Source organism: Bacillus sp. ok061, assembly GCF_900108285.1.
Taxonomy (GTDB): domain Bacteria; phylum Bacillota; class Bacilli; order Bacillales; family Bacillaceae_G; genus Bacillus_A; species Bacillus_A thuringiensis_S.
Window position 1 is genome coordinate 21,387 of sequence record NZ_FNUW01000038.1, and the last position, 22,837, is coordinate 44,223.

A 22,837-nucleotide genomic window follows, 5' to 3' on the forward strand; every position below is an offset into this window, starting at 1 on the left:
ACATTAAGAAAATTAAAACACCCTCTTCATTAATTAACTCCTGATCACCTTTCAAACAATTAAAATGACCTCCTACCACCTCTTGCCCGAAGCCAATTCATTTCCCCCACCTACTCCATGAAGGATTATAGTTTCGGACCATGTTGGAATACAGAGCAGAGCAAAATGGTACGGCAAACAAGTTAGTGTCGTATCTACATTTGCTTTAAACCAATTATGTTATTGTTGTCCATATCAAAACAAAGACATTAAAAATCTAAACCTCCTTAAATGAAACTGTCCTTCTAGTCTTACACATCATGATGAGAATATTAACACAAGTGTCAAACTAAAGAATGAAATAATAAAAAAGAAAGAACTTATCTTTAAGAAATCTTTAACATAAGCCCTTTCTTCTATCTAATTATTAGAACGCATTAATTACCACTGATTAGCTTTAAATATTAATCGGACAAAATCATTCTACTTTTCTTAATCGTATACTTCTATACAATATCACTACATTCATCATCTTCTATTAGCTTATTTTTGCCAGGTAAAGAAAACTCTATAGTAGCTCCTTCTCTTTTGTTATTATACGCAGAGATTTCTCCTCCATGTTTTTCAATAATTAGCTTACAAATATAAAGTCCTAGCCCAGAACTATTTTTATATATTAAATCTCCATTTCCCTTATAATATTTATTAAAAACTAAATCGACTTCTTCATTAAATCCCTTTCCATTATCTGACACTCGAAATATTAAATTACTATTCTCTAAGTATATTTCAAGTATAATTTCTCCATTATCCTCTGTATGCTTTAAAGAATTGGTTATAATATTTTGGAGTACCTCATTTATTCTAAAAGAATCAAAATCAAATTTCCCCCCAGGTGATAATGAAGATATTATACGGAAATTAACATTCTTTTTTGCACATATATATATATAATCCCCTTCAAGCTCTAAAATATAATCATTTAAATCCACCTTTTGTATATTTAATGTGAAATTTGGTCTTTCTAAGTCCCAGATTTCATTTAGTTCATTAATCATTTTTTTTATTTTTTCAGAATTACTAAGCATAATATTAATATATGTTTTTCTATTTTCCTCTGAAATATGATTATACGATCCTGCGAGTAATTCTAAATGTCCATTAATTATAGTAATTGGTGTCTTAATATCATGAGTAAGTGACAAAATCATATCTTTTCTTTGCTCTTCCATCATCCATTGTGCTTTTAGCGATTTTTGTAGTGTTATCCTCATATCTTCAAATGATTTTAGAACTTGCCCTAATTCATTAGTATAAGACGTGTCTATTATAAAATCTAAACGGCCATTCTTTATATGATTACTTAATTTAATCATTTCTTTTAAAGGACGTATTATATCCTTTGAAAATAATACAGAAAAGATTAATATAATAATAAAGGGACAAATTATAAATATAGGAAAAAGAATAAAAAAGAAAAAGAATACATTATAGTTAATTTTTTTTAAAAGATTATTTATGATACTGGATTCTACAAAAATATTACTTTTATACCTTAAAACTATTCCACCTTGAAATTTGCCTTCGCTAAAAAAAGGTTTAAAAGAAATTCCATATGTAGCATTATTATATTCTTTACCATAATACTCCTTTGAACTAATTGTAAGATCTTCAGGTAACTTTTTTATTTTTGCTGAAGTATATAATACCTTCTTATTATTAGATACAATCCAATATTCAATATCATCTTTAGGAATTTGTTTATTTAATTCATCTTGAAAGTTTACATTTAAAATTTTATCACTATTAATTACTGCATAATTCTCAATAGCATTTGCAACCTTCTTATTTTCAAATACAAATAAAGCTATACCTAAAAATAGCAATGTCATGATAACTGATACTATGAAACATAAAAGAAAGTACAATACAAACTGTGTTTTTATTTTTAGATGCATATTTAAACGTTTTAGCATTCCCATTTATATCCCAATCCCCAAATTGTTTTTATACACTCGTTCTTAAGTCCACAATCATGAAGTTTTAAACGTATTCTTCTTACATGCTCAGTAACAGTAGTTATATTACTGTCACTTATATTCCCCCACACACTTTCAAAAATTTGTTCTTTAGAGAATACTTGCCCAGGGTGTGTACATAATAACTCAATAATTTCATATTCTTTTCTTGTCAACTCTACCAATTGTGTATTTATTTGAATACTTTTAGATAAAATATTAACTCTAAGGTCACCGAAGACTAACTCATTAGATTTTTTTAAGGACGAATCCCTTTTATCTTTTCTTATATGTACGCTCATTCTCAGAATAAGTTCTTTTAATGAAAATGGTTTTACAATATAATCATCTCCCCCAACTAAAAAACCTTTGATTCTTTCCTGCTCAAGCCCCCTAGCCGTTAAAAATAAAATCGGACAATTAACTCTACTTCTAACTTTTTTACATATATCAAATCCACTCGTATCAGGCAACATTACATCCAATAGGATAATATCAAAATCCGAATTAATTTTTTGTAAAGCTTGATCCCCTGATACAGCATAATCTACAGTATATCCTTCAACTTCAAGTGCTGGTTTTACAAATGAGATTATTTCTATATTGTCATCGACTATAAGTACTCGTCTATCCATTTCTTATATCACCCTTTTTTAATATCTTTATATAAACTCTTTACAAACCCTACTTACCCTCACTCTGATTCGAAATCTATTAATGGAAATATGAAAAAATATTGTTATACAAGTATTAATCATTTTACTATTCTTAATATAATAGCTACATAGATTTTACAATAAATACCTCTTTTGAGCAAAATCGCATTAAATTATTCATTCATACTATTCATTTTTAAAACTAAAAATAAGAAAAATACACAAAGTTGATAAAGAGTTGTTTTTTATATGTTTAGATATAAGTGTAAGAACAATTACCCCCATTCAAATCAAACGATATCGTCATAATTCTTAATAAGAAAGGAAATAAAAAATGAAAAAAATAGAAGTGAAGCACGTTAATAAAACCCTTAATAAAAGAAAAATAATTCATGATGCCACTTTTGATGTTTTAGAAGGAGATATATGCGGATTTATTGGACCAAATGGTGCCGGAAAAACCACTCTTATGAAAATAATAACCGGGTTAATAAGACCAGATGAAGGCAATGTATATACTAATGGTATTGACGTATTACAAAATAGAGAATTAGCCCTAAATGGAATCGGGGCAATTATTGAAATTCCTGTATTTTTTGAATATATGTCAGGAAGAAAGAATCTCCAAAACCTTGCACGATTAAATCCAAATATGAACAGAAAAGAACAATTAGCAAAGGTTGAAGAAGTTTTAGAAATTGTTGATTTAAAAGATAGAGGCAATGATAAGGTAAAAGGTTACTCTTTGGGTATGAAACAAAGACTTGGCATTGCACAAGCGTTACTTAATAATCCAACAATAGTGGTATTAGATGAACCTGCAAATGGTCTTGACCCAATGGGAATGAGAGATTTAAGAGAATTAATTCTTAATCTTAGAAAGAAATTAGGAATTACATTTTTCATTTCCAGTCACCTTCTAGATGAACTTCAAAAAATATGCAATAAATATGTATTCATTAGAGAGGGCAAAATTAAATGGACAGGTGATAGTCATGTTCTAATGAGTTCAGTAGGTAATGAAAAGAAACTGGAAGATGTCTTTATGGAATTAATGTCTTAAAAATCCAATAAACCTCACACATTCTAATCAAAAATATATCTATGAGTAATAGGAGGATTCAATGTTTAAATCTCTACTTTTATATGAATCTGAAAAGTTTTGGTCTAAAAAAATTAATATAATATGTTTTATTGCTATACCTATTATCGTTTTACTATCTCTCAAATTTGCTGTGCAAACGAATGCTACACTCAAACCATTAAGTGTAGCATTCAGCTCAAATTTAAATTTTCATTTAACAAGTTTACAGGAAATGCTCTTTACTGCTTTTAATGCAATTGTCATTACTTTTTGTGCTATAAGTTTTCATGAAGAATATAAAAAAGGTGCTCTACGAATCCCTTTTACAAGGGGTATTTCATTAAAACAATTATACTTAGCAAAATCTTTAATTTTTATGTTAAATATTTTTCTAATCCTAATTTTACAACTCCTTGTTTCATTAATTATAGGTTGGTTATTCTTACCTAAGTTAACTAAAATTCCTTTATTTTTCATGAATGGTCTTTATGGAATTGAAGAGATCGTACAATATTCTTTTAAATATTATTTATTAGGGTATATGAGTTTACTTGCTTTTGGTAGCATCGTTGAGTTTATTTCCTTGAAACTTAAAACAATTACAGGTGTTATCGGTTTAAGTCTAGGATTTATATTTGCTAATCTTTTATACATTATAGTAATAAGTCCTATTATTAAAGAATATCCAGAGAATCATCCTGTTGTATTCACATACCAATCTCTATCACCAATATTAACTCAAGTCAAAGGGGCTGCATATTTTGCTGCTGGGGTTACAAATATATTTTTATATAGTCCAATTGTTATATTTATAGTTTTTAAAACTTTATCTTATATAACTTTTACACGTAACGATTATCTTGATTAAATCGCTAACAAATTAAAATGTAAGGGTATTAAATATATTTTTTAAACCTACAAACTCTACAGACACATATGTTACGCATTATTTGTATGATTTTTTAAAAGTAAATATTGATTTTATTTAATGCTATATAGAGAGGGTGTATACTATGAAAAAATTAATTTCAGCCGAAATTCAAAGGATTTTTGCTAGAAAAAGTACAATAGTTTTATTTTTAATTTCTATTTTATATCCACTTATGTTCTTTTATTTAAGTCAACTTCGTTGGAATTTTGATAGTTATGTTGTAAATGGAATAAAACTTCCTTTAAATAATTTAAATTTTCCAGTTGGCCAAATTCTTACATACCATATTCTTTTAATAATTATTATTTTACCTTTATTCTATTCTGAATCATTAAGTTCAGAAGTTGATTCAGGTGCATATAAAATGATCTTACTACGACCTTTTAAAAAGTGGAAAACACTCGTAAGTAAATGGATTTCATTAATAATTGTATATGCAGGCATGTTATTGTTAACATATCTAACAAACACTTTGATTGGATATGTCTTTATGCCTAAGGTAGAACAGGCAAATTATTATAATATAGAAGAACCTATGGGTTTATTTGCTTCCAGTATATATAATTTAAAATTTTATTTTATTATTTTTATAGTACATATTGCATTACTTTCTGTAGTTTCATTTATAAGTGTTATCTTAAGAAAACCACTACTCACATTTATGGGAAGTATTGCATTTATAGTAGCCTCCATTTATTTATTCGATTCAATAAAAAATATACTATTTCACACCCCAGATATTGCCTTTTCAATTTTAGGAGGAGCATATAACTTTGATTATACCTTTGTTATATTTATCTTGATTATACCCCTATTTTTTGGAACATCATTATTCATTTGGCATAAAAGAATTGGCAGTATGGTATAAATAGTTTCAATTTGAACCAACTGATAACTTAATAATAAAGGACTTTTATATTTACAAATAAAAAAGGAGTAGGATGAGTTTTCACTCTCAATCCTCCCCTTTTATTTTGTCTTATAATAATTAATTAAGAATCAATGATTTATAGCATTATAGATGTCCAGCTTTCCTTTTCCAAAAAATAAAGCATCTAGCGGAGTTTTATTAACTCCATATTTATATAATTCTCTAGTTGCCTCATTAGGAGAATTTTTGAATTTATACTTATCAATAATTAATGCCAACGTGCCAGAAACTTTGGGAGCTGCGGTTGAAGTACCTGCCCCATAGTAATATCCTCCTCTTGGACGTGTACTAATAACTTGCTCTTTCCTAAACCATCCCTCTTTCATATATGCATCACTACCGAATTTGTTAAATAACCTTAAATCTCCACCTGGTGCTGTTAAATCACTAAAACCCAATCCATAATTTGAAAATAAAGATAACTCTTGGGTAGGACCCGTAGAACCTACAGTAATAACATTTGGTAAACTTGCCGGTACATCTAGACCCATACCTTTATATGTTAAATCATCTTGTAATAATCTTTCTTTTATTAATTTATCCATCATTTCATAATTAGTAACATCAATTCCATCATTCCCAGCAGCTGCAACCACAACGCTTCCTTGTTTTTTTGCATATTTTATTGCTTTTTTATATGCTTTGATTTCAGCTGCTTCTTTTTTTGATGCCCCTTCTTTTGAATAAATCGTACCATCTACTAAATAAGAACCTAGGCTTAAGTTAATAACATCTACATCATCCTTAGCAGCTTCTATGATTGCCTTTGCAATCCAGATTGGTTCAGCAGATTTACCACCAAAGACCCTATAAGCTCGTACTCCTATACCAGGAGCAACCCCTTTCATTAAACCATCTGCAGCAATAAGTCCCGCTGTATGAGTGCCGTGACCACGTTTATCATCTAAATAATTTATATCACCAGTTTCACTTTCTTCCATTCCCCTATATCCACCTTTGGGAACTAAATTTTTTGATCCACTTAATATATTTTTAGCCAAATCAGGATGATTAACATCTATACCTGAATCTATAATGCCAACTACTACATTATGAGTGCCTGTAAATTCTTCATAGCTTTTCCCATCATGAGTCACTTCCCTTACATCCCATTGCAAATCCCATACTGATGGTTTGTTAGGTTCCATTTGCAATTTTGCTACATCGTTTGAAATTTGTCTAGAATTAACAATACCAATCGATTGATTAACTTCTTCCACTAATGGATCTTGCCTGATTTCTTCTATTTGCTTCTTGTCAGCCTGGATTTGAATAAGTCCAATTTCAGGAACAGTATACGTTATATCTACTATATTATTATTTTGTTTTAAATTATCTATAAAGTTGTCTGTGTTATCCCCCTCTTTTAAAAGAACGGTATAATAAATATGATTATCAACCTGAGCAAAAGTAGTCGATCCCTGAACAAAAGAACTTCCAATTATGACAAAAAATATAGCAATCAAAAAAATTATTTTTTTCATTAATAACCACCCCTAACTATTTTATAAAAATTCCCACTTGAAAAATTCAAACAAATAATACGAAATAATAATTCTAATCCAACATTAAAAGATAATAGTTTAAGGTTAATATTAAACTTAAACTATTATCTTCTATGAACAAACTACATTAATCATTTACATAAATTCATCTAACTAGCATACTAAATTATTACGTATCCACACCTAAACTAATTGAGTAAAAATGCTGTATCCCAATCTGTTTTTATTGGTTTTATCAATGCTAATAGTACCAAAAGAATACCGCTAACTCCCTCAATCAGCCCTATATTTACTGAAAGCTCCATCTTATCTTTGCCTAATTGATAATTATAAAAACCAAAAGGCGAATTTGCATCGTATGTATTTAGAATCATTTGCAGCAACTCTAAAATATACCCTTTAAACTTTTCTTTTTTTGTATCAATATACATCAAATTAAGTATATGAAGAAGTCCAGCGTATCCATGACAGAATGTAGGAGAATATAGCCCCCATTCATGTCTCTGATAATTAAAAAGATCATCTAAGGTTTGAATAGAAACATCTATATATTCTTGATTATTTGTAACCTTTCCAGCAAGATATAAGGCCCTTGCCACTCCTGGAGTTCCATAACACCAGGCTGCTCTTGACGCACTATTCTGTTTCCCTTCTCCAGCGATAAATTCATCCCAATCCACCCTAAATGACCAAAAGGAACCCGTGTCTGATTCAATTTTAAACTTTATTAGCCAATCAGCAATTTTAACAATAGCTTCCTTTTGCCCTTCTACTTCAATTCCATTCTTTAAACTAACAGAGAGTAATGACAGTGGACCTGGAATGCCATGTGATAGTCCTAAATTAAAGTTTCCATTCGGATATAATTCCTTTTCTGAATCCAAGTACTGATTTTCAGAAGAAATATACCACCCCGGAGCCAAACAATTATTAATTAGTTTATTTTCTGTCATTTTCACTAAAAATTTCAATATATGCTTTAAAGCTACTTGCTCTCTTTCATTTTCTTTATATAATAGCAAGTATCGTCCAATCCCTGTTATCCCAGAAATCACATCATAATCTGACATTCCTAAATTATTTTCCTCTAATTTCTTATAATATGTAGGTAAAATCCTATTTATATAATCTATAACTAGATCATTAGTCTGTCTAATAAAATTCTGATATCGAGTAGCACCTTTTGATAAGGCTGTAACCGCGAAACCAACTCCAGTAAACCCTTGAAAAAGTGAGTACGAATACATCCCGTTTTTAGATAGGTATTCATTAATTTGCAAAACATAGTTATGAGCAACTACATCCCATTTTTCCGCCGGGTAATTAGCTGATAATTCGCCCAGAAATAAACATATACTTGGGTAGCCTGTACTTAAACTTACTTCTTCCCACGGAATTATATCCTTTTCTAAAAATTTCATCGTATTATTTTTATTTGTTACAATTCCCTTTACACTTTCTGGATTTTTTAATCTGTTAGTTATTTCTAAAATGATGCGTTCAATTTCAAATTTAATTTCTGAATCCCCTAATGGAGAAATATACTCCCTTTCGTCTACTTTGTTTATCAATCCCCTTACCCCTCTCAAGATTAAATTTAATTTAATTTAATTCATTTGATAACTTTTTTTATTTTCTTCGTTAAATGGAGATGCTTGTATACCATATAATTTGCTATAATATCCATTTTGTTCAACCAACTGATTATGACTACCCTTTTCTACTAAACTCCCTTTATCAAATACCAAAATCTCATTTGCAATTTTAATTGTAGAAAATCTATGTGACGTAAAGATTCCTATTTTATCTTCCACAACATTGAAAAATTTATCAAAAATATGTTTTTCAGATATTGGATCAAGTACAGCACTAGGTTCATCTAATATATAGATATCTGCTGGCTTAAAAAATGAACGAGCAACAGCTATCTTTTGCCACTGTCCTCCAGATAATTGTTGAGATTCTGCAAACCAACTACCTAATTGAGTATTTATTCCTTCAGGGAATTGTTCTATCATACTCTTAGCCCCACTCTTTTCTGCTGATTGTAATATCCGTTCTTTATTTTGTAGGCTCTTAACATTCCCCAATCCAATATTATCTTGAACCGTTAATTCATACTTTACATAATCCTGAAATACAACACTCATTCTTTTTCTAACGTCTTCTTCACTGTATTTATTTATATCCTGATCATTAATCAGTATTGTGCCTTCTTCAACACGGTATAATCTTAGGAGGAGTTTTGTAAGTGTAGATTTCCCTGAACCATTTTCACCAACAATTCCTATAATTTGCCCTTTTTTTATGGTAAAACTAACATTCTTTAAAGCATATTTTTGAGTACCTGGATATTTAAAGGAAACATTTTGGAATTCAATTTTTTTAATGTCCCCTAATTCAATATAGTCGTCTTGTTTACCTTCAGACATATCAGTTTCCAAGTCTAAAAATTCGAAAAATTGTTTTATGTATAAATTGTTCTGTAGTAATGAGGCTATACTATTAAAAACACCTTTAAAACTCGTTACACATAATCCAACTGCCTTCATATACCCCATTAAATTCCCTATTAAAATTTCTCCAGTAAATGTGACAAAGATAATAAATAAAGTTATAAACAGACCTATTATTTCTTCAAGACAGCTAAATATTAGGCCAACTACAGCCTTTCTTCTAGCTATTTTTTTATCCATTACTATAAAGTCGTCATAAATTTTTTTATATCTATTAACAATATATTCTCCAAGGTTAAATGCTTTTATTTCTTTATAGTTAATATCTTTTGTTAATAAAAAGGAATAGTACCATGACTTTCTAAATTTAGGGGTTCTTTGTACTTGTACATCAAATTCCCATTTACCAATTTTTAAAGAATAATAAGTAGAAATTATTGGAGTTATAATTAAAAGTAAAAACACCCACCATTTCCAAGTAATTAGTACAACAGCGGAGGATAATAAAGTAATAATTCCAGTAATTATACTTAAAAGAGTAGTGAATACTTGAAAAGGTCTAGTTCCAACCTCTCCTTGTGCACGCTGCAATTTATCATAAATTTCCGGATTTTCAAAATCTGTTAATGATAACTCTGATGATTTTTTCATAAGTTTTACATTTAATTTATATACAATTAATATCTGTAAAACACTTTGCAAATAACCTTGTATAATTTGAACTAATACTAGTACTAATGAAACTATAGCTAATAATACAAACCAAAATAATACCGGATCAAAACTTTTTCCTATAGATACTAAAATTGTATTTATAAGTTCTTGTGTTATTAAGAGTGTGGCAACAGGTAGGATACCTTGTAATATCGCGAAAACAATTATACAAATCATATAAAACCAGTTTACTTCGAAAAGTAACTTTATGGTTCTTAGCCAATATTTCGTAGCTATAAACATTTCTTTCATTTTCTCACCTATATTCTTCCTCATCATGAATTTGGATTATATATCTTAGCTTATAATACTGTTATGTATATTTTCTAAAAACCGAATTGTTTTTAAGGACAGAACTCAATTATTATAATAATTGAGTTCTGTCCTTAAATTTATTATTCGATTAGTGTGTTATCAAAATTTTATTTTGTTGCTCATAAAAATAACTTAGAGCCTTTAAGGTATGTCTTGCTAATGTATTTAATTTTTTTTCATAAACTCTGTCTATACCTATTAATCTATTACAATGTAAGTGTATTACACTAAGTATAATATTTTCTCTTACATTAAATAATTTTCCTTGTATTTCTATATCATCTATCTTTTCTTTATATAATTTAATCTGTTTTTTCCTAGCCGCTAACAACTCATATAAGTTTGAATTATCTGTTGTAATTCCAAAATCAATAACATTATTTTTATTACACAGATTCACTAATACTTTTTTTCCTTTTCTGAAATCCTCTAAATATTCCTTATAATCCACAACAGCCTCCATGAGCTTTAATTGTTCCTCATGAGTTAATCCAAATCCTTGCAAATAATCCAATATACTATAAATACAAATGTTTTCAAAACTAGTATTAAGTAAATTATTTTCTTTTAGTCTTATTAACTCCTGTACAAATTGACTATCAAGGAAGAATAAATCTTCCGCTTCTCCTATAAGCTCTGGTCCTCCATATCTTTCTACTTCTCTTTCATACACATCAATAGCTACGTTTGATACAATTCCCTTTGCTTTTAATTGATTGCAATGTGTATTAATATAGGAGATAAGTTTTGGAAAATTATCTTTGTTTAACATATTAAATCTTAATCTTATATGTTTTTTATTATCAGAATATCTCATAAAGAAATACTTATCTGCGAGTCCCTCAGAAACCGCATTATTACAAATTAATTGTAATTCTCGCCCAATAAACTCATCTTCCATGTTATTATTACAATAAATTCTAAAATATAGCCAATCACTACCTAGTGCCTTAGTTCTAACTTGATCGCATTCGATGCTATGACTCGCATTAAAATGAACTTTCATTTTTTCTTCTACTACTTCTGAGTTTTTAACAAATGGCACTACTACTTCAGAGATATACGTGCCAGTGTCCCCTTCTATCCATTCTTTACAAATTTCATTTCCCATCTCATAAAATTGAACCTTATTGCCTTTTGAGGAAGACATTTCTTTTTGAATTATTTTTACGTGTAGATTATTTTTTGTATCTATTAAAATTCTATTATCCATATCAAACAGATAAATATATCTAGGTACATTATATTCTTCACACCACTTATGGAACTGCTTGTTAAAAAGTTCGAAATCCTTTTTTAGTTCTTTCACATTAATGTCTAACATATTTAAATTTAAATTCCACATTGCAGGTATAATTGTAACTTTCCCTAAATTGATTCTTGGAACAAATGCCATCTTTGTCATCCAACTAAAAATTGGTAACTTCCAATGCACCATCCCATGGTTTGAGAGTTCTTTTAGCAGTCTACAAAGATTATGACATCCTGCGATGTTTAGCATGTGACCTGTAGTAATAATGACTCGCTTGTTAAGAGATTTTGATCGTATATAGAAATTCCCCTGATATACTCCAACTACTAAATCAGACATACTTAATGTGTGTTTTTTGTCTTTTGAAGAATTTGTACCAATACACAACTCATAATCCCTTATACTGTTACTAATAGTAACATTCGCAGAACGTCCATAATCTGGTAAATAAACCATTTCTGCAAATATTGTATCTTCATAAAATGATTTTTCTAATTGATTAATTTTATTTAGTTTTTCCTGATTTTCTTCATTAAACATTTGATTAAACCTTCCAAAGGTTTTACCTGCTCCATCAGACCCTGCGTTAGGTACTAACTGTATTTGATATTCCTCATTATCTATATTAGAAAAATTTTCTGAAATAATTCTAAAATATAATTCCATTGAAACAGCAGCTGTATTTAAATCCATGTCTTTCTTTTTAAATTTTTCATAAATTTTATTTTCTATATTAATCTCTCGAATATCTTCATTATTACTACATGATAATTTAGATATTTCCTCTAAAAGATAATTTTCAAATTCGTTTAATTGATTTACAGGTGGATTTTCTACTTTTTTATAACTAGGTGGATTGAGGTATCCTCCAGGTGCTCCAAGTCCAATATCAGGATTAAGGAGCTCTAGTATAGAAATCTCCCTATATTCTCCATATTTTTCTAAGAAATCATTTCGATAATGGTCTAACTCATTATTAATATTTTCTTTAGGGGTAAGGACCCAAAGAAAATCTGCTACTTTTGATAGTTCATTTTGAATAGACTTACTTATAGTACTATGTTTTGTTTTTATTGATAGATCTACTTGTAAAGGGGTATCTACTTCATATATTTCCCTCATTTTATCAAATAGATTTAACAGTAATTCCTTTCCTTCTCCCAAAGATAATCCATTATATATATCTATATCTTCTTTTAACTTAGTTAGTTGTACATAATATTTGGTAAGTGCTTCTTTTTCAGATAATTTATTAATGACATACTCAAAGGGATTTCCATTTGTTAAAATAGGTCGAAGTTCACTTATTAAATATTCATTTTTAAACAAATTCCATACAAATTGTGTTATAGTTTCCTCCTGAACATTCGGATATTCTGATTTAATACTATCTATTAAGGTAGAAAATAATATAGGTTCCTGTGCTCTGTCAAAAACCTTTTGAGTAACTTCATTATATTTAATAGAAGATGATACTACTTCCTTTTTGGTTGCTTTAGATCTTTCTCCATACTGCGTACTATATAATAAATTTGCTCTTAATCCAGAAGTCACAGTAAGATGATTTACCATGACCTTTAAACATTTAACATTTTCAATATCCGACTCAATTTGTTTTATATAGCCCAATAACCATGCCATATCAGGGCGGGCTGTTTTAGTAAAATGATTTATATCATCTATTTGAATATCCGTTTTATCATCGAAATCACCCATCGAGACACCAGAAAATAGACCAAACGGTGTTGATCTAGTACTCATTCTTATTAAATATTTAGTTAAGTTGAGAATAATTTGTTCTTTCTTTTTAGTATCGGGATTATTTTCCAACCTTAGAAGCGCCTCATATAATTTCGGACTTGCCACTATAAGCATTTCAATTATTTTTTCATTACTAAGAACATTATTTAATATATAATCTAAAATTTCCTCTTCACTTCCGATATCTATAATACTTTTAAAATTATCAATTGGATATGTGGGTGTACGTAACAGAAAAAAATCTAATGGTGTATATAAATATTTCATTCTTCTCTTAATCCCCCTATATTTATGTATTGTCGCACTATAAACTTTTATTTAAAAAATTTGAGAAACGGTTTTTCCATTCCTCAAATTTTTTAAACATATCGTTTACTACCATCTTCAAACTTATAATATTATAAATAAACTTACCTTAAAAACACCCTAAATCTCATTTACTCTGAGATTATTTAAAATGTAGACTACATACATTAATTTCTAATTTTGTATCCTAATGTTCATTTAAAATGAACATTAGGATACAGAAAATCGTATTTATTATTTATCTTGTACAATAGTAAACTGTAAGTTCAACACTGCAACATGCTGAATCAAATGTTGGACCCTCTTTACATGCACATGTCCCCGGTGTACAGAACGCATAACTTGTCACCCTTGGCTCAACACCATTTGATGATTTTTCTACTTTTAAGTCTAAATCAAATAAATTGTTTTCCATTTTCCTTACCTCCATATAATTGTTATAAATTGATTTTTCGAATTAAATGTAACCACTTAATTAATTTAATGAGATTAAAGATTAATAATATTATTACTTTTACTACTTATCAGATATTTACGAATGCAATTTATTACTCTTATTTACAGTTGTAAATAGTTAACTCTACACTACAACATGCTGAATCAAATGTTGGACCATCTTCACATGCACATGTCCCCGGTGTACAGAACGCATAACTTGTCACCCTTGGCTCAACACCATTTGATGATTTTTCTACTTTTAAATCCAAATCAAACAAATTGTTTTCCATTTTTTCTCACCTCCACTATATATTTTTATACAAAAATTCTAATTATTTAATGTGAACCCTTGTCAAAAATATATTATGTAATTACTAGTATCTATTTTTCTAATAAACACTTTTTACATTCTTTCTTACTTGCAGTTGTAAATAGTTAACTCTACACTACAACATGCTGAATCAAATGTTGGACCATCTTCACATGCACATGTCCCTGGTGTACAGAACGCATAACTTGTCACTCTTGGCTCAACACCATTTGATGATTTTTCTACTTTTAAATCCAAATCAAACAAATTGTTTTCCATTTTTTCTCACCTCCTTATCTACATTTCATTTTATACCCATATTTTGGATTGTCAATAGATAATGTAAAAAAAATACTTTTCATACTTATTATGTAAATATACATATTTAAAATTAAATATATACAAAAAATATTTAATCTAATTAAATATAGTATTACCGTTGAAACAACATAAACTTGAGGTTAAGGCATATTAACTTTTAAATAAGTAAAAACTTAATTTATTCACATAATTAGCTTTTTTATCTTACCAGAAACCCATTAAATGTCAAGATTTTGAATTTATTTGAAAAAAATGCATATAAGCTAAAAAAATTGAAATATTTATATATGAATTTTACTGAAAAAATTAATAACACTATCTAATTTATATATATAATTACACCCTACTTTCCTATATTTACTATCTTCTTTATTGCCTACAAATTATTTTTGAATACACTATTTAAACTCGTGAAAAACAATACAAAATGCAATTCTAATATAATTTAAGTTTTTACATAAACTTACTTTACGCTTTCATAAAGGAATTTATAAAGTTAGATTTATCCTATAATCTTCATAGATTAACTTTTTTTCTTACAAATATAAATTAAATACTCTTCACTAAATATCCTCATATCTAAATCCCATTCGAAGAAAAAAGAGTGCTTCCTCATAATTCTATCCAAAAAACAAATTTTATTTACTGATTATTCAACAAGCATTACATACTTACCATCCGTAACAGGATGTAATAAGGTTTCGTCCCTATTTATTCTTAATTTTCCCAGTAAACAATACGCTAATTCCATTCTATGAATATATATATATACCATTCATCAAAGTTTAATATGGCTATAAAAAGTAATGCAGATCAAACAAATTAAAATATAAAAAACATAAATGGAGGAAGTTTACAAAGTAATAGATTCCATGAAAATATAACATTTTAAAATTAATTCTCCATATCTTTGTTATCTAATTTATTTTAAAATAAGGGATTCTACCACATCGATCCGTCATTAACTTAACAAATAAAAATACCCACAAGTACGAATTTACTATGTCCATTGTAATGCTTGGTTTGTTAAGCAGGGTAAATATCTAAAGAGTTACTCCCCTCCTATATTGTTAAAAGTACAACAAATAGGCCCTTATGATCTTACACATAAGAGCCTACCTCATTAGTATTATACTTAACTAGTTATATAAAATTTCTTTATATTAAATAGAAATTATCCCTACAATTATTCTGGGAAAATAAAGCTAGAGTCCTCTCCACTATTAGCGGTATCTTCTTTCGGGAATGTAATAGTAGATCCTTCATTTCCCTTATTTCCTTTATTTATTTCTTGTTCCTCAGGAAATACAATAGAAGAATCATTACCTAAGTTTGGTGAAAAACCAAGTTTAGATAAAATAGCTTTTAAGTCAGGTAAAACACCAATTTTATCAGAAGTTGGATCATTGGATTTCGTTCCGGTGCTAGAATCACTTAAAATATCCCTAAGCTGTCTTGGTGTATATACTCTCCCCTGATTATTTTTTGCAATTCCTTGAATTGATGCTGCAGCACCAGCAATAATAGGTGATGCACTAGATGTTCCAGCAAAACTAGATGTATATAGATTTGTTATAAATTCACTTGGTTTAGCATCTGTAGTATCTACTGCATTCCCCCATCCATACACATCCACTCTACTACCGTAATTAGAGAAATATGAACGCTTATGAGGAACCCTTGCAGAAGCTGCCCCAACCATAATTGCCCCTGAATCTTTAAAATCAGGACTATTACGATTTAAAACTTGTTTACCATTACGGTCTCTAAATTGATCCAAATCATTTCCGCCGTTTGCACCTGCTTCAATAATAATAATTCCCTTATTTGTTCCCATACGAATTGCATCAAATATGTCTGGTTTTACTTCCACAGGAAAATAGTTCTTATCTCCATATCCATCGTAGGTTGCTTGTGCCTCTAGTAAAAGAATATCTCCAGCTTGCATAGTGTTAACCGCACTTAAAATAGCATCAGCTGTATTATAATTTCCGTTATCCCTAATCTGGGATACAACCTTTACCTTAGCTTTCGGTGCGATTCCAATTCCACCTATGTTATTATCCTCTGCCGAAACAATTCCTAAGACTGAGGTACCATGATCATGGTGCTCGCTTTTATTCTGTCCGGATATCAATTCAATCTTTTGATTCACTAAATCCTCATGATTAAATAACCACCCATACTCCATATCTACGAAAGTAGTTCCTTTTCCATCTCCACCTTTTATGCTCCAGGCATAAGGTGCATTAATTCCTAATGGTGCTGGTTCAAGGTAACCTTGTCTTGTAAGTCTAGGCTCATCATATGGATTAACAGATAAATTGGGCAAACGCTCTGCTGGTGGCGCCTCTTCTTCCTGTAAATACGCCGTTTCAACAAGAGATGATTTTTCAATTTTTGTAAGTAATGCTTGTACATCAATATCAGCTTGAGTTTCTACAATATAATAGTTTAGCAAATTAGAAGAAATATGATCGGAATCTTTTATTTCTTTACCAAGATTTTTAATTTCTTTAGGATTTAAAGAATTAAAAAGTCGATTTATAGTTACATTTGGATATTCAGTTAAAATTCCAATTAATTCAGGATCTTGTTTTTCTTCTTTAATGAATTTTTCTATTCCATCCTGATATGGTAAATTCGCTTCATTTTTAAATTTTAAAATTAATTGTTTAGTAACTTGCTTATGTACAGTAGAATTCAATTGCTTATTTGAATAATTATAAGTAGCTGCGTAGGCAACTTCTGATTTTTCACTTGGAAGTATACTGCCTACTCCATTAAATGCTGTTAATGCAATCGAAGAAACTAGAATTCCCTTAAAAATTTTCAAAACGTGCACCTCTTTTTATTTATATATAATTATAAAAAAATGTATATTACCTAATTTCTTTTTGTAGAAACGTTTTATATGTAGGACTATATTTTCAACTCCGTTCATTCTTTAATATTTGTTTATACATTATTAGTACAACCAATTCATACCAACTATTTTATTCATTCAGCTGCATAACTGTAACAATTATAGTTACACCATTATGAAATAGTCAACCTTAAATGCAATTTTGCATTTAAAATCATACATACTTCTATCAACTTACTCCCAATTATTTCAAGAGAAGTTGAACTTCTATCATTTTGAGTAATTGCATATATGTAATATAAAACATATAAGGGGGTTAAAACGTGGTAATCTCGAGACAAGATTCTTGGACTAATGATAACGATTTACTTCTCGCATCAACAGTACTTCAGAATATTCGTAACGGTGGAACACAGTTAGCTGCATTCAAAGAAGTAGCAAAACTACTAGCTAGAACACCCGCAGCTTGTGGATTTCGTTGGAATTCATATGTGAGAAAACAATACCAAGAAGAAATACAACAAGCAAAACAAGACCGAAAAATGGGAAACAACATTCCCCTCTCCCTATCAGAAAAGGAAAAAAACTCTTTGTCCATTACATTAGATGACATTATTGTCTTTCTACAAAATTATAAAGATGTGAATGAATTGACAAAGTTACAAAATCAAATTGAAGATTTAGAAACAAAGAATCAATCTCTTCTACAACGTATCACTATGTATGAAGAAGAGTATCGTATGTTACTGAACCATATTGATAAGACAAGAAATTTAATTGCAGTGGATTAATCAGCATAACTATAATGACTTTCCAGTAGGATCTTAGTCCTCCAAAACCACCATTAATAAAGAACATTCAGACTATTATTAGTAGTAATAAGTAAAATACACATACATAATGTATGTGTATTTTTAATTTGACTATTATTAAAAGAAATATTTAGTCTATGTTACATCTTTTCTAATATTTCTTGTCTTTCACACCATTTTGTTAACTTTTCTAATGCTTTTTTAGATAAACGTTTTGTTTTATAATTACAAAACCTAGATAAAGTAGACGGAGAAATACTAATTTCATCTGCTATTTCACGAATGCTTACCTTTTTTTCATTGTGTACTTTCAATATTTGGTCACGGATCTTTTTCTCTATTTGTTCGACTGATTCTACAGTCTTCTTTATCTCTTTAACAACTGTTACTTCCGGTAATTGCTCTTGTGGTTCCTCTATACTTTTCTTTCCTATTACCCTATCCATTGACTGTAGCATTTCTTCAGGTGGTAAAATCGTTATTCCTAAGTTAGTGTAATAATTTTTAAACCAATTACGTTTCCCAATTTGTTGTTCATCCAGTGGATCACTATACTCCCAATGAGAGATTACTTTTTCATTTTCTAAATCCATTAGAACATTTTCTAACTGTTCTCTAATACGACTAGGCTTCCAATCTTTTGGGATATCCATTACTGCTAGCAGTCCTTTGTCCCCACCTATAGAATATGGCTTTTTCAATGATGAATACATTTGTCTAATTCTCCATTGCCATGTTAAGTATCGAATTAACCTTTTATGATATTTATGTCTATAACTATTGTATTCAAGTGCTTTTTTAGACAATAATGCTGTTGTATTATTTGATCCGTATAAATAATTGGTTAAAAAGCTGCCTGGCTTAATACGACAAGATTCAATACCCATATATTCATTTGTAACACTATGTCTCCACAATACAACTGAATCTAATACAAATAATCGTTTCACAACCTCACGCTTTAATTCTAATCGTTCCCCTTCATCTTCACGGTCATTTAATACTACGACTTCATTCTCATCATTTAAATAGATAAAAATACTTGCTAAAGCCGCAATTCTTTTAGCTATTTTAATTTTATCTTCCGCTCTATAGTATTCCTTATTTTTGACTACTGTTTTGGGAATGTTGCACATCTCTAAAACTTGCTCATAAGAAAAATCAATGAATTCGTCTGGAGATTTTGCTTCGTTTATCCATTGTATTGTAATTGCATCTAAACAATCTGCCGTTAAATCATCCATATTACTCATTACATCATCGACAAGAGTATTCCATCGAGCAGCTTCTTCTATATTAGTAAGTCTTAAATCTTCATCTTTGTGTGAAGAAAGCTGGGCTACACCATTAGAAGATTTTGTTTCAATAGGATATTGTAAAATCTTACTTAATTCATCTTCTTCAAATTGATTTTTTGCAATCCCATCTCTTAGCTTATAATAAACAGCAGAGTTATTTACCTCATAATAATCCTCATGGTTTACTATACTTGTCTCTTCTATATTTTGTTCATTTTCTACTATTATGGAACTTGAAGATGCTACATTTTGGAATTCTTTGTCTATAAATCCTTCAATTTCTTTATATATTTCTTCCTTATAGGAATCAATTTTGGCATAAATTTGTACTAATGTAGTACCGGATTCTTGTTTTTTCTCTAGCCAAGACACTAATGCAGTAAATGATGGGGAAGCATGAGGTGATGTGAGTACTTTATTATTATTGTTTTCAACATCTTTAAAGTATGCATTCCACTTATTCCATACTAGCTCGTTAGTTTTATAAATTGGCTCAGAGATTAACAATGCATCTCGAAACATTTGTAATAAGTTATCCACTTTCTTTTCCTCCCTAAACCATGGATCACAATAAAATAATTCTCAGTATAAAAATCTTAACTACTATTATATTTAATTTATTGTAACAGATATTTACAAATTTTTGTTTCTTTCTTCTCTATTCTCCTTTTCTTGTATTCCTTTTGCAAATTTCTTTCCTTAACTTGCAACATACTGCTCCTTCTCTTCCTTATTTCTACCTACTTGCATTTCTTTTGCGCTTTGCTTTCCTTAATTCTTTAACTTGCAACAGGTTGCTCTTTCTTTCCCTATTCTTCTTTACTTGCATTCCTTTTGCGCTTTGCTTTTCTTAACTCTTTAACTTGCAACAGGTTGTTCTTCCTCTTACCTATTTCTCCTTACTTACATTCCTTTTGCGCTTTACTTTCCTTAACTCTTTAACTTGCAACAGGTTGTTCTTCCTCTTACCTATTTTCCTTTACTGACATTCTTTTTGCGCTTTGCTTTCCTTAACTCTTTAACTTGCAACAGGTTGCTCTTCCTTTTACCCATTTCCCCTTACTTACATTCCCTTTGCGCTTTGCTTTCCTTAACTCCTGAACTTGCAACACGGTTGCTCTTTCTTTTCCCTATTTCTCCTTCCTATATTTCTTTTGCGCCTTGCTTTCCTTAACTCCTTAATTTGCAACAGGTTGTTCTTCCTTTTACCTATTTCCCCTTACTTACATTCCTTTTGCACTTTGTTTGCCTTATATTTCTCAATTTGCAACACGGTTGCTCTTTCTTTTCCCTATTTCTCCTTCCTATATTCCTTTTGCGCTTTGCTTTCCTTAACTCCTCAACTTGCAACATACTGCCCTTTCTTTTCCTTTTTTCTTCTTCCTATATTTCTTTTGCGCCTTGCTTTCCTTAACTCCTTAACTCCTTAACTTGCAACACGGTTGCTCTTTCTTTTCCCTATTTCTTCTTCCTATATTTCTTTTGCGCCTTGCTTTCCTTAACTCCTTAACTTGCAACAGTTTGTTCTTCCTTTTACCTATTTCTCCTTACTTACATTCCTTTTGCGCTTTGTTTGCCTTATATTTCTCAACTTGCAACACGTTTGCTCTTTCTTTTACCTATCTCCCCTTACTTACATTCCTTTTGCGCTTTGTTTACCTTATATTTCTCAACTTGCAACACGGTTGCTCTTTCTCTTACTTATTTCTAATCAACTTGCAACATGTTTGCGGTATCCTTTCCCTATTCCTTTCAACTTGCAACAGTATAATTTATTTCTCAATCAATTAATTTTTAAAAAAATCATGGCATTTTAAAGTTTTTAAGCTATTTTTCTCATATTTTTAATAAGTTACATACATAATATGCAACATGTTTGCGGTATCCTTTCCCTAACTTTCCTATCATCTTCACTCTAAACCTTTATATACCAAGGGTTTAAGTGCTTTTCCATTTACTTTTATATATATCATCCAACTTGCAACACGTTTGCGGTATGCATGCCCTTATTTTTCTCATAAGATGCAACACTGTTTGCGGTATCCTTTCCCTACTTTCATTCTATAAATGTCAACAAGTCCTTTTATATCAAGGGTAATTATTACAATTCATTTTAAATGATTACGTTTACTAACTTGCAACATGTTTGCGGTATCCTTTCCCTAACTTCCCTACCATTTTCACTCTAATCCTTTATATACCAAAGGTTTAGGTGCTTTTTCACTTACTTTCATGCATACCACACAACTTGCAACACGTTTGCGGTATCCTTAACACAAAAAAAATTCATGAAATTCTCTTATCCCTTGATACAACTAGCTTTATAAGGTGTTGCAAGTTGCTATTTTTCTTCTTAAAGGAGCACCTTTCATCATTTTTCGATTTGCTATAATCAAAATTGGTATATTTTATAGTATTTTGGCATATATTTCTGAATTTGTAGAACGGAGGTGAAAAAGATGGGAAAATCATTTGTGATACGTAATCAACGTAGCTTGAATGGGGAAACAACAAACGCAGTTTTAGTAACAATCAAATCTTGGCAAAAATTTGTGGAAACATTTGAGGAGAAATACTACAGCTATAAAGATACATATTTAGAAGATATTCTGCAGCACATGACATACGAAGAACGTATTGCTGACGTAGAAGGCTTTGTCGAAAAAGCCAAACCATCTTTTTCACGTCGCACGATGTCTGCACTTGCAGAAAAAGCGGGAAGAAAGCATAAATTATACGGCATTACAAATGCTGATCTCGAAGTGTTCTTATATCTACATAAGAAATGTTTTACTAATGGTGTCATTCCAAATGTAACAATACATATGATGTGGGAAGATTACAAGCAATATAAAGAAGAATTTGCTTATATCCAACACTCTCA

The 22,837-nt window shown here is 29.7% G+C and carries 15 protein-coding genes and 2 pseudogenes; 6 read left to right on the plus strand and 11 right to left on the minus strand.

What is annotated here, in order from left to right; translation table 11 throughout:
- Positions 1-148: 148 nt before the first annotated feature.
- Positions 149-385, plus strand: a pseudogene (locus C4S65_RS35480) (hypothetical protein); the annotation flags it as partial.
- Between the two features lie 100 nt (positions 386-485).
- On the opposite strand, the gene C4S65_RS30090 reads toward C4S65_RS35480, so the two are convergent.
- Complete coding sequence (locus tag C4S65_RS30090; RefSeq protein ID WP_103945753.1) at positions 486-1,961, minus strand: HAMP domain-containing sensor histidine kinase; 1,476 nt, start codon at positions 1,959-1,961, stop codon at positions 486-488.
- Complete coding sequence (locus C4S65_RS30095) at positions 1,949-2,632, minus strand: response regulator transcription factor (protein ID WP_088363775.1); 684 nt, start codon at positions 2,630-2,632, stop codon at positions 1,949-1,951. Before C4S65_RS30095 ends, C4S65_RS30090 begins: the two co-directional genes overlap by 13 nt.
- 355 nt (positions 2,633-2,987) lie before the next feature.
- Here C4S65_RS30095 and C4S65_RS30100 point away from each other — a divergent pair, with 355 nt between their 5' ends.
- The 3 genes from C4S65_RS30100 to C4S65_RS30110 all read left to right on the plus strand — a co-directional run bounded on the left by C4S65_RS30100 (position 2,988) and on the right by C4S65_RS30110 (position 5,536).
- Positions 2,988-3,716 (plus strand): ATP-binding cassette domain-containing protein, encoded by a 729-nt coding sequence (locus tag C4S65_RS30100; RefSeq protein WP_000717865.1) that lies wholly within the window; start codon positions 2,988-2,990, stop codon positions 3,714-3,716.
- A gap of 61 nt (positions 3,717-3,777) precedes the next feature.
- Positions 3,778-4,605: a hypothetical protein gene (locus C4S65_RS30105; RefSeq protein WP_000477082.1), complete on the plus strand. Its 828-nt coding sequence runs from the start codon at positions 3,778-3,780 to the stop codon at positions 4,603-4,605.
- A 145-nt stretch (positions 4,606-4,750) separates the two neighbouring features.
- Entirely contained in the window at positions 4,751-5,536 is a 786-nt protein-coding gene (locus C4S65_RS30110; RefSeq protein WP_103945754.1) for a hypothetical protein, read from the plus strand.
- 131 nt (positions 5,537-5,667) lie between these two features.
- Here C4S65_RS30110 and C4S65_RS30115 read toward each other — a convergent pair whose 3' ends face one another.
- The 8 genes from C4S65_RS30115 to C4S65_RS30150 form a co-directional block, all read right to left on the minus strand.
- Entirely contained in the window at positions 5,668-7,083 is a 1,416-nt protein-coding gene (locus tag C4S65_RS30115) for a S8 family serine peptidase (RefSeq protein WP_103945755.1), read from the minus strand.
- Between the two features lie 209 nt (positions 7,084-7,292).
- Positions 7,293-8,675, minus strand: coding sequence for a lanthionine synthetase C family protein (locus C4S65_RS30120; protein ID WP_103945756.1), 1,383 nt, complete (start codon positions 8,673-8,675; stop codon positions 7,293-7,295).
- Between the two features lie 36 nt (positions 8,676-8,711).
- Positions 8,712-10,526: an ABC transporter ATP-binding protein gene (locus tag C4S65_RS30125; RefSeq protein ID WP_179891713.1), complete on the minus strand. Its 1,815-nt coding sequence runs from the start codon at positions 10,524-10,526 to the stop codon at positions 8,712-8,714.
- Positions 10,527-10,677: 151 nt separating this feature from the next.
- Positions 10,678-13,869 (minus strand): lantibiotic dehydratase, encoded by a 3,192-nt coding sequence (locus C4S65_RS30130; protein WP_103945757.1) that lies wholly within the window; start codon positions 13,867-13,869, stop codon positions 10,678-10,680.
- Between the two features lie 277 nt (positions 13,870-14,146).
- Entirely contained in the window at positions 14,147-14,338 is a 192-nt protein-coding gene (locus tag C4S65_RS30135; RefSeq protein ID WP_257131502.1) for a gallidermin/nisin family lantibiotic, read from the minus strand.
- Positions 14,339-14,462: 124 nt separating this feature from the next.
- Positions 14,463-14,636 carry a gallidermin/nisin family lantibiotic gene (locus C4S65_RS30140; protein WP_000429839.1) on the minus strand — a complete coding sequence of 58 codons (174 nt, stop codon included), beginning with the start codon at positions 14,634-14,636 and terminating at the stop codon, positions 14,463-14,465.
- A 125-nt stretch (positions 14,637-14,761) separates the two neighbouring features.
- Positions 14,762-14,935 carry a gallidermin/nisin family lantibiotic gene (locus tag C4S65_RS30145; RefSeq protein ID WP_000429839.1) on the minus strand — a complete coding sequence of 58 codons (174 nt, stop codon included), beginning with the start codon at positions 14,933-14,935 and terminating at the stop codon, positions 14,762-14,764.
- A gap of 1,228 nt (positions 14,936-16,163) precedes the next feature.
- Positions 16,164-17,813: a S8 family peptidase gene (locus tag C4S65_RS30150; protein ID WP_103945758.1), complete on the minus strand. Its 1,650-nt coding sequence runs from the start codon at positions 17,811-17,813 to the stop codon at positions 16,164-16,166.
- A 353-nt stretch (positions 17,814-18,166) separates the two neighbouring features.
- On the opposite strand from C4S65_RS30150, the gene C4S65_RS30155 reads away from it, so the two are divergent.
- Entirely contained in the window at positions 18,167-18,634 is a 468-nt protein-coding gene (locus C4S65_RS30155; RefSeq protein ID WP_103945759.1) for an RsfA family transcriptional regulator, read from the plus strand.
- Positions 18,635-18,795: 161 nt separating this feature from the next.
- On the opposite strand, the gene C4S65_RS30160 is transcribed toward C4S65_RS30155, so the two are convergent.
- On the minus strand, positions 18,796-20,493 hold the full coding sequence (locus C4S65_RS30160; RefSeq protein WP_103945760.1) for a hypothetical protein: 1,698 nt from the start codon (positions 20,491-20,493) through the stop codon (positions 18,796-18,798).
- A gap of 1,919 nt (positions 20,494-22,412) precedes the next feature.
- Between C4S65_RS30160 and C4S65_RS30170 the strand changes: the two are divergent.
- Positions 22,413-22,837 (plus strand): annotated as a pseudogene (locus tag C4S65_RS30170) (hypothetical protein); the annotation flags it as partial.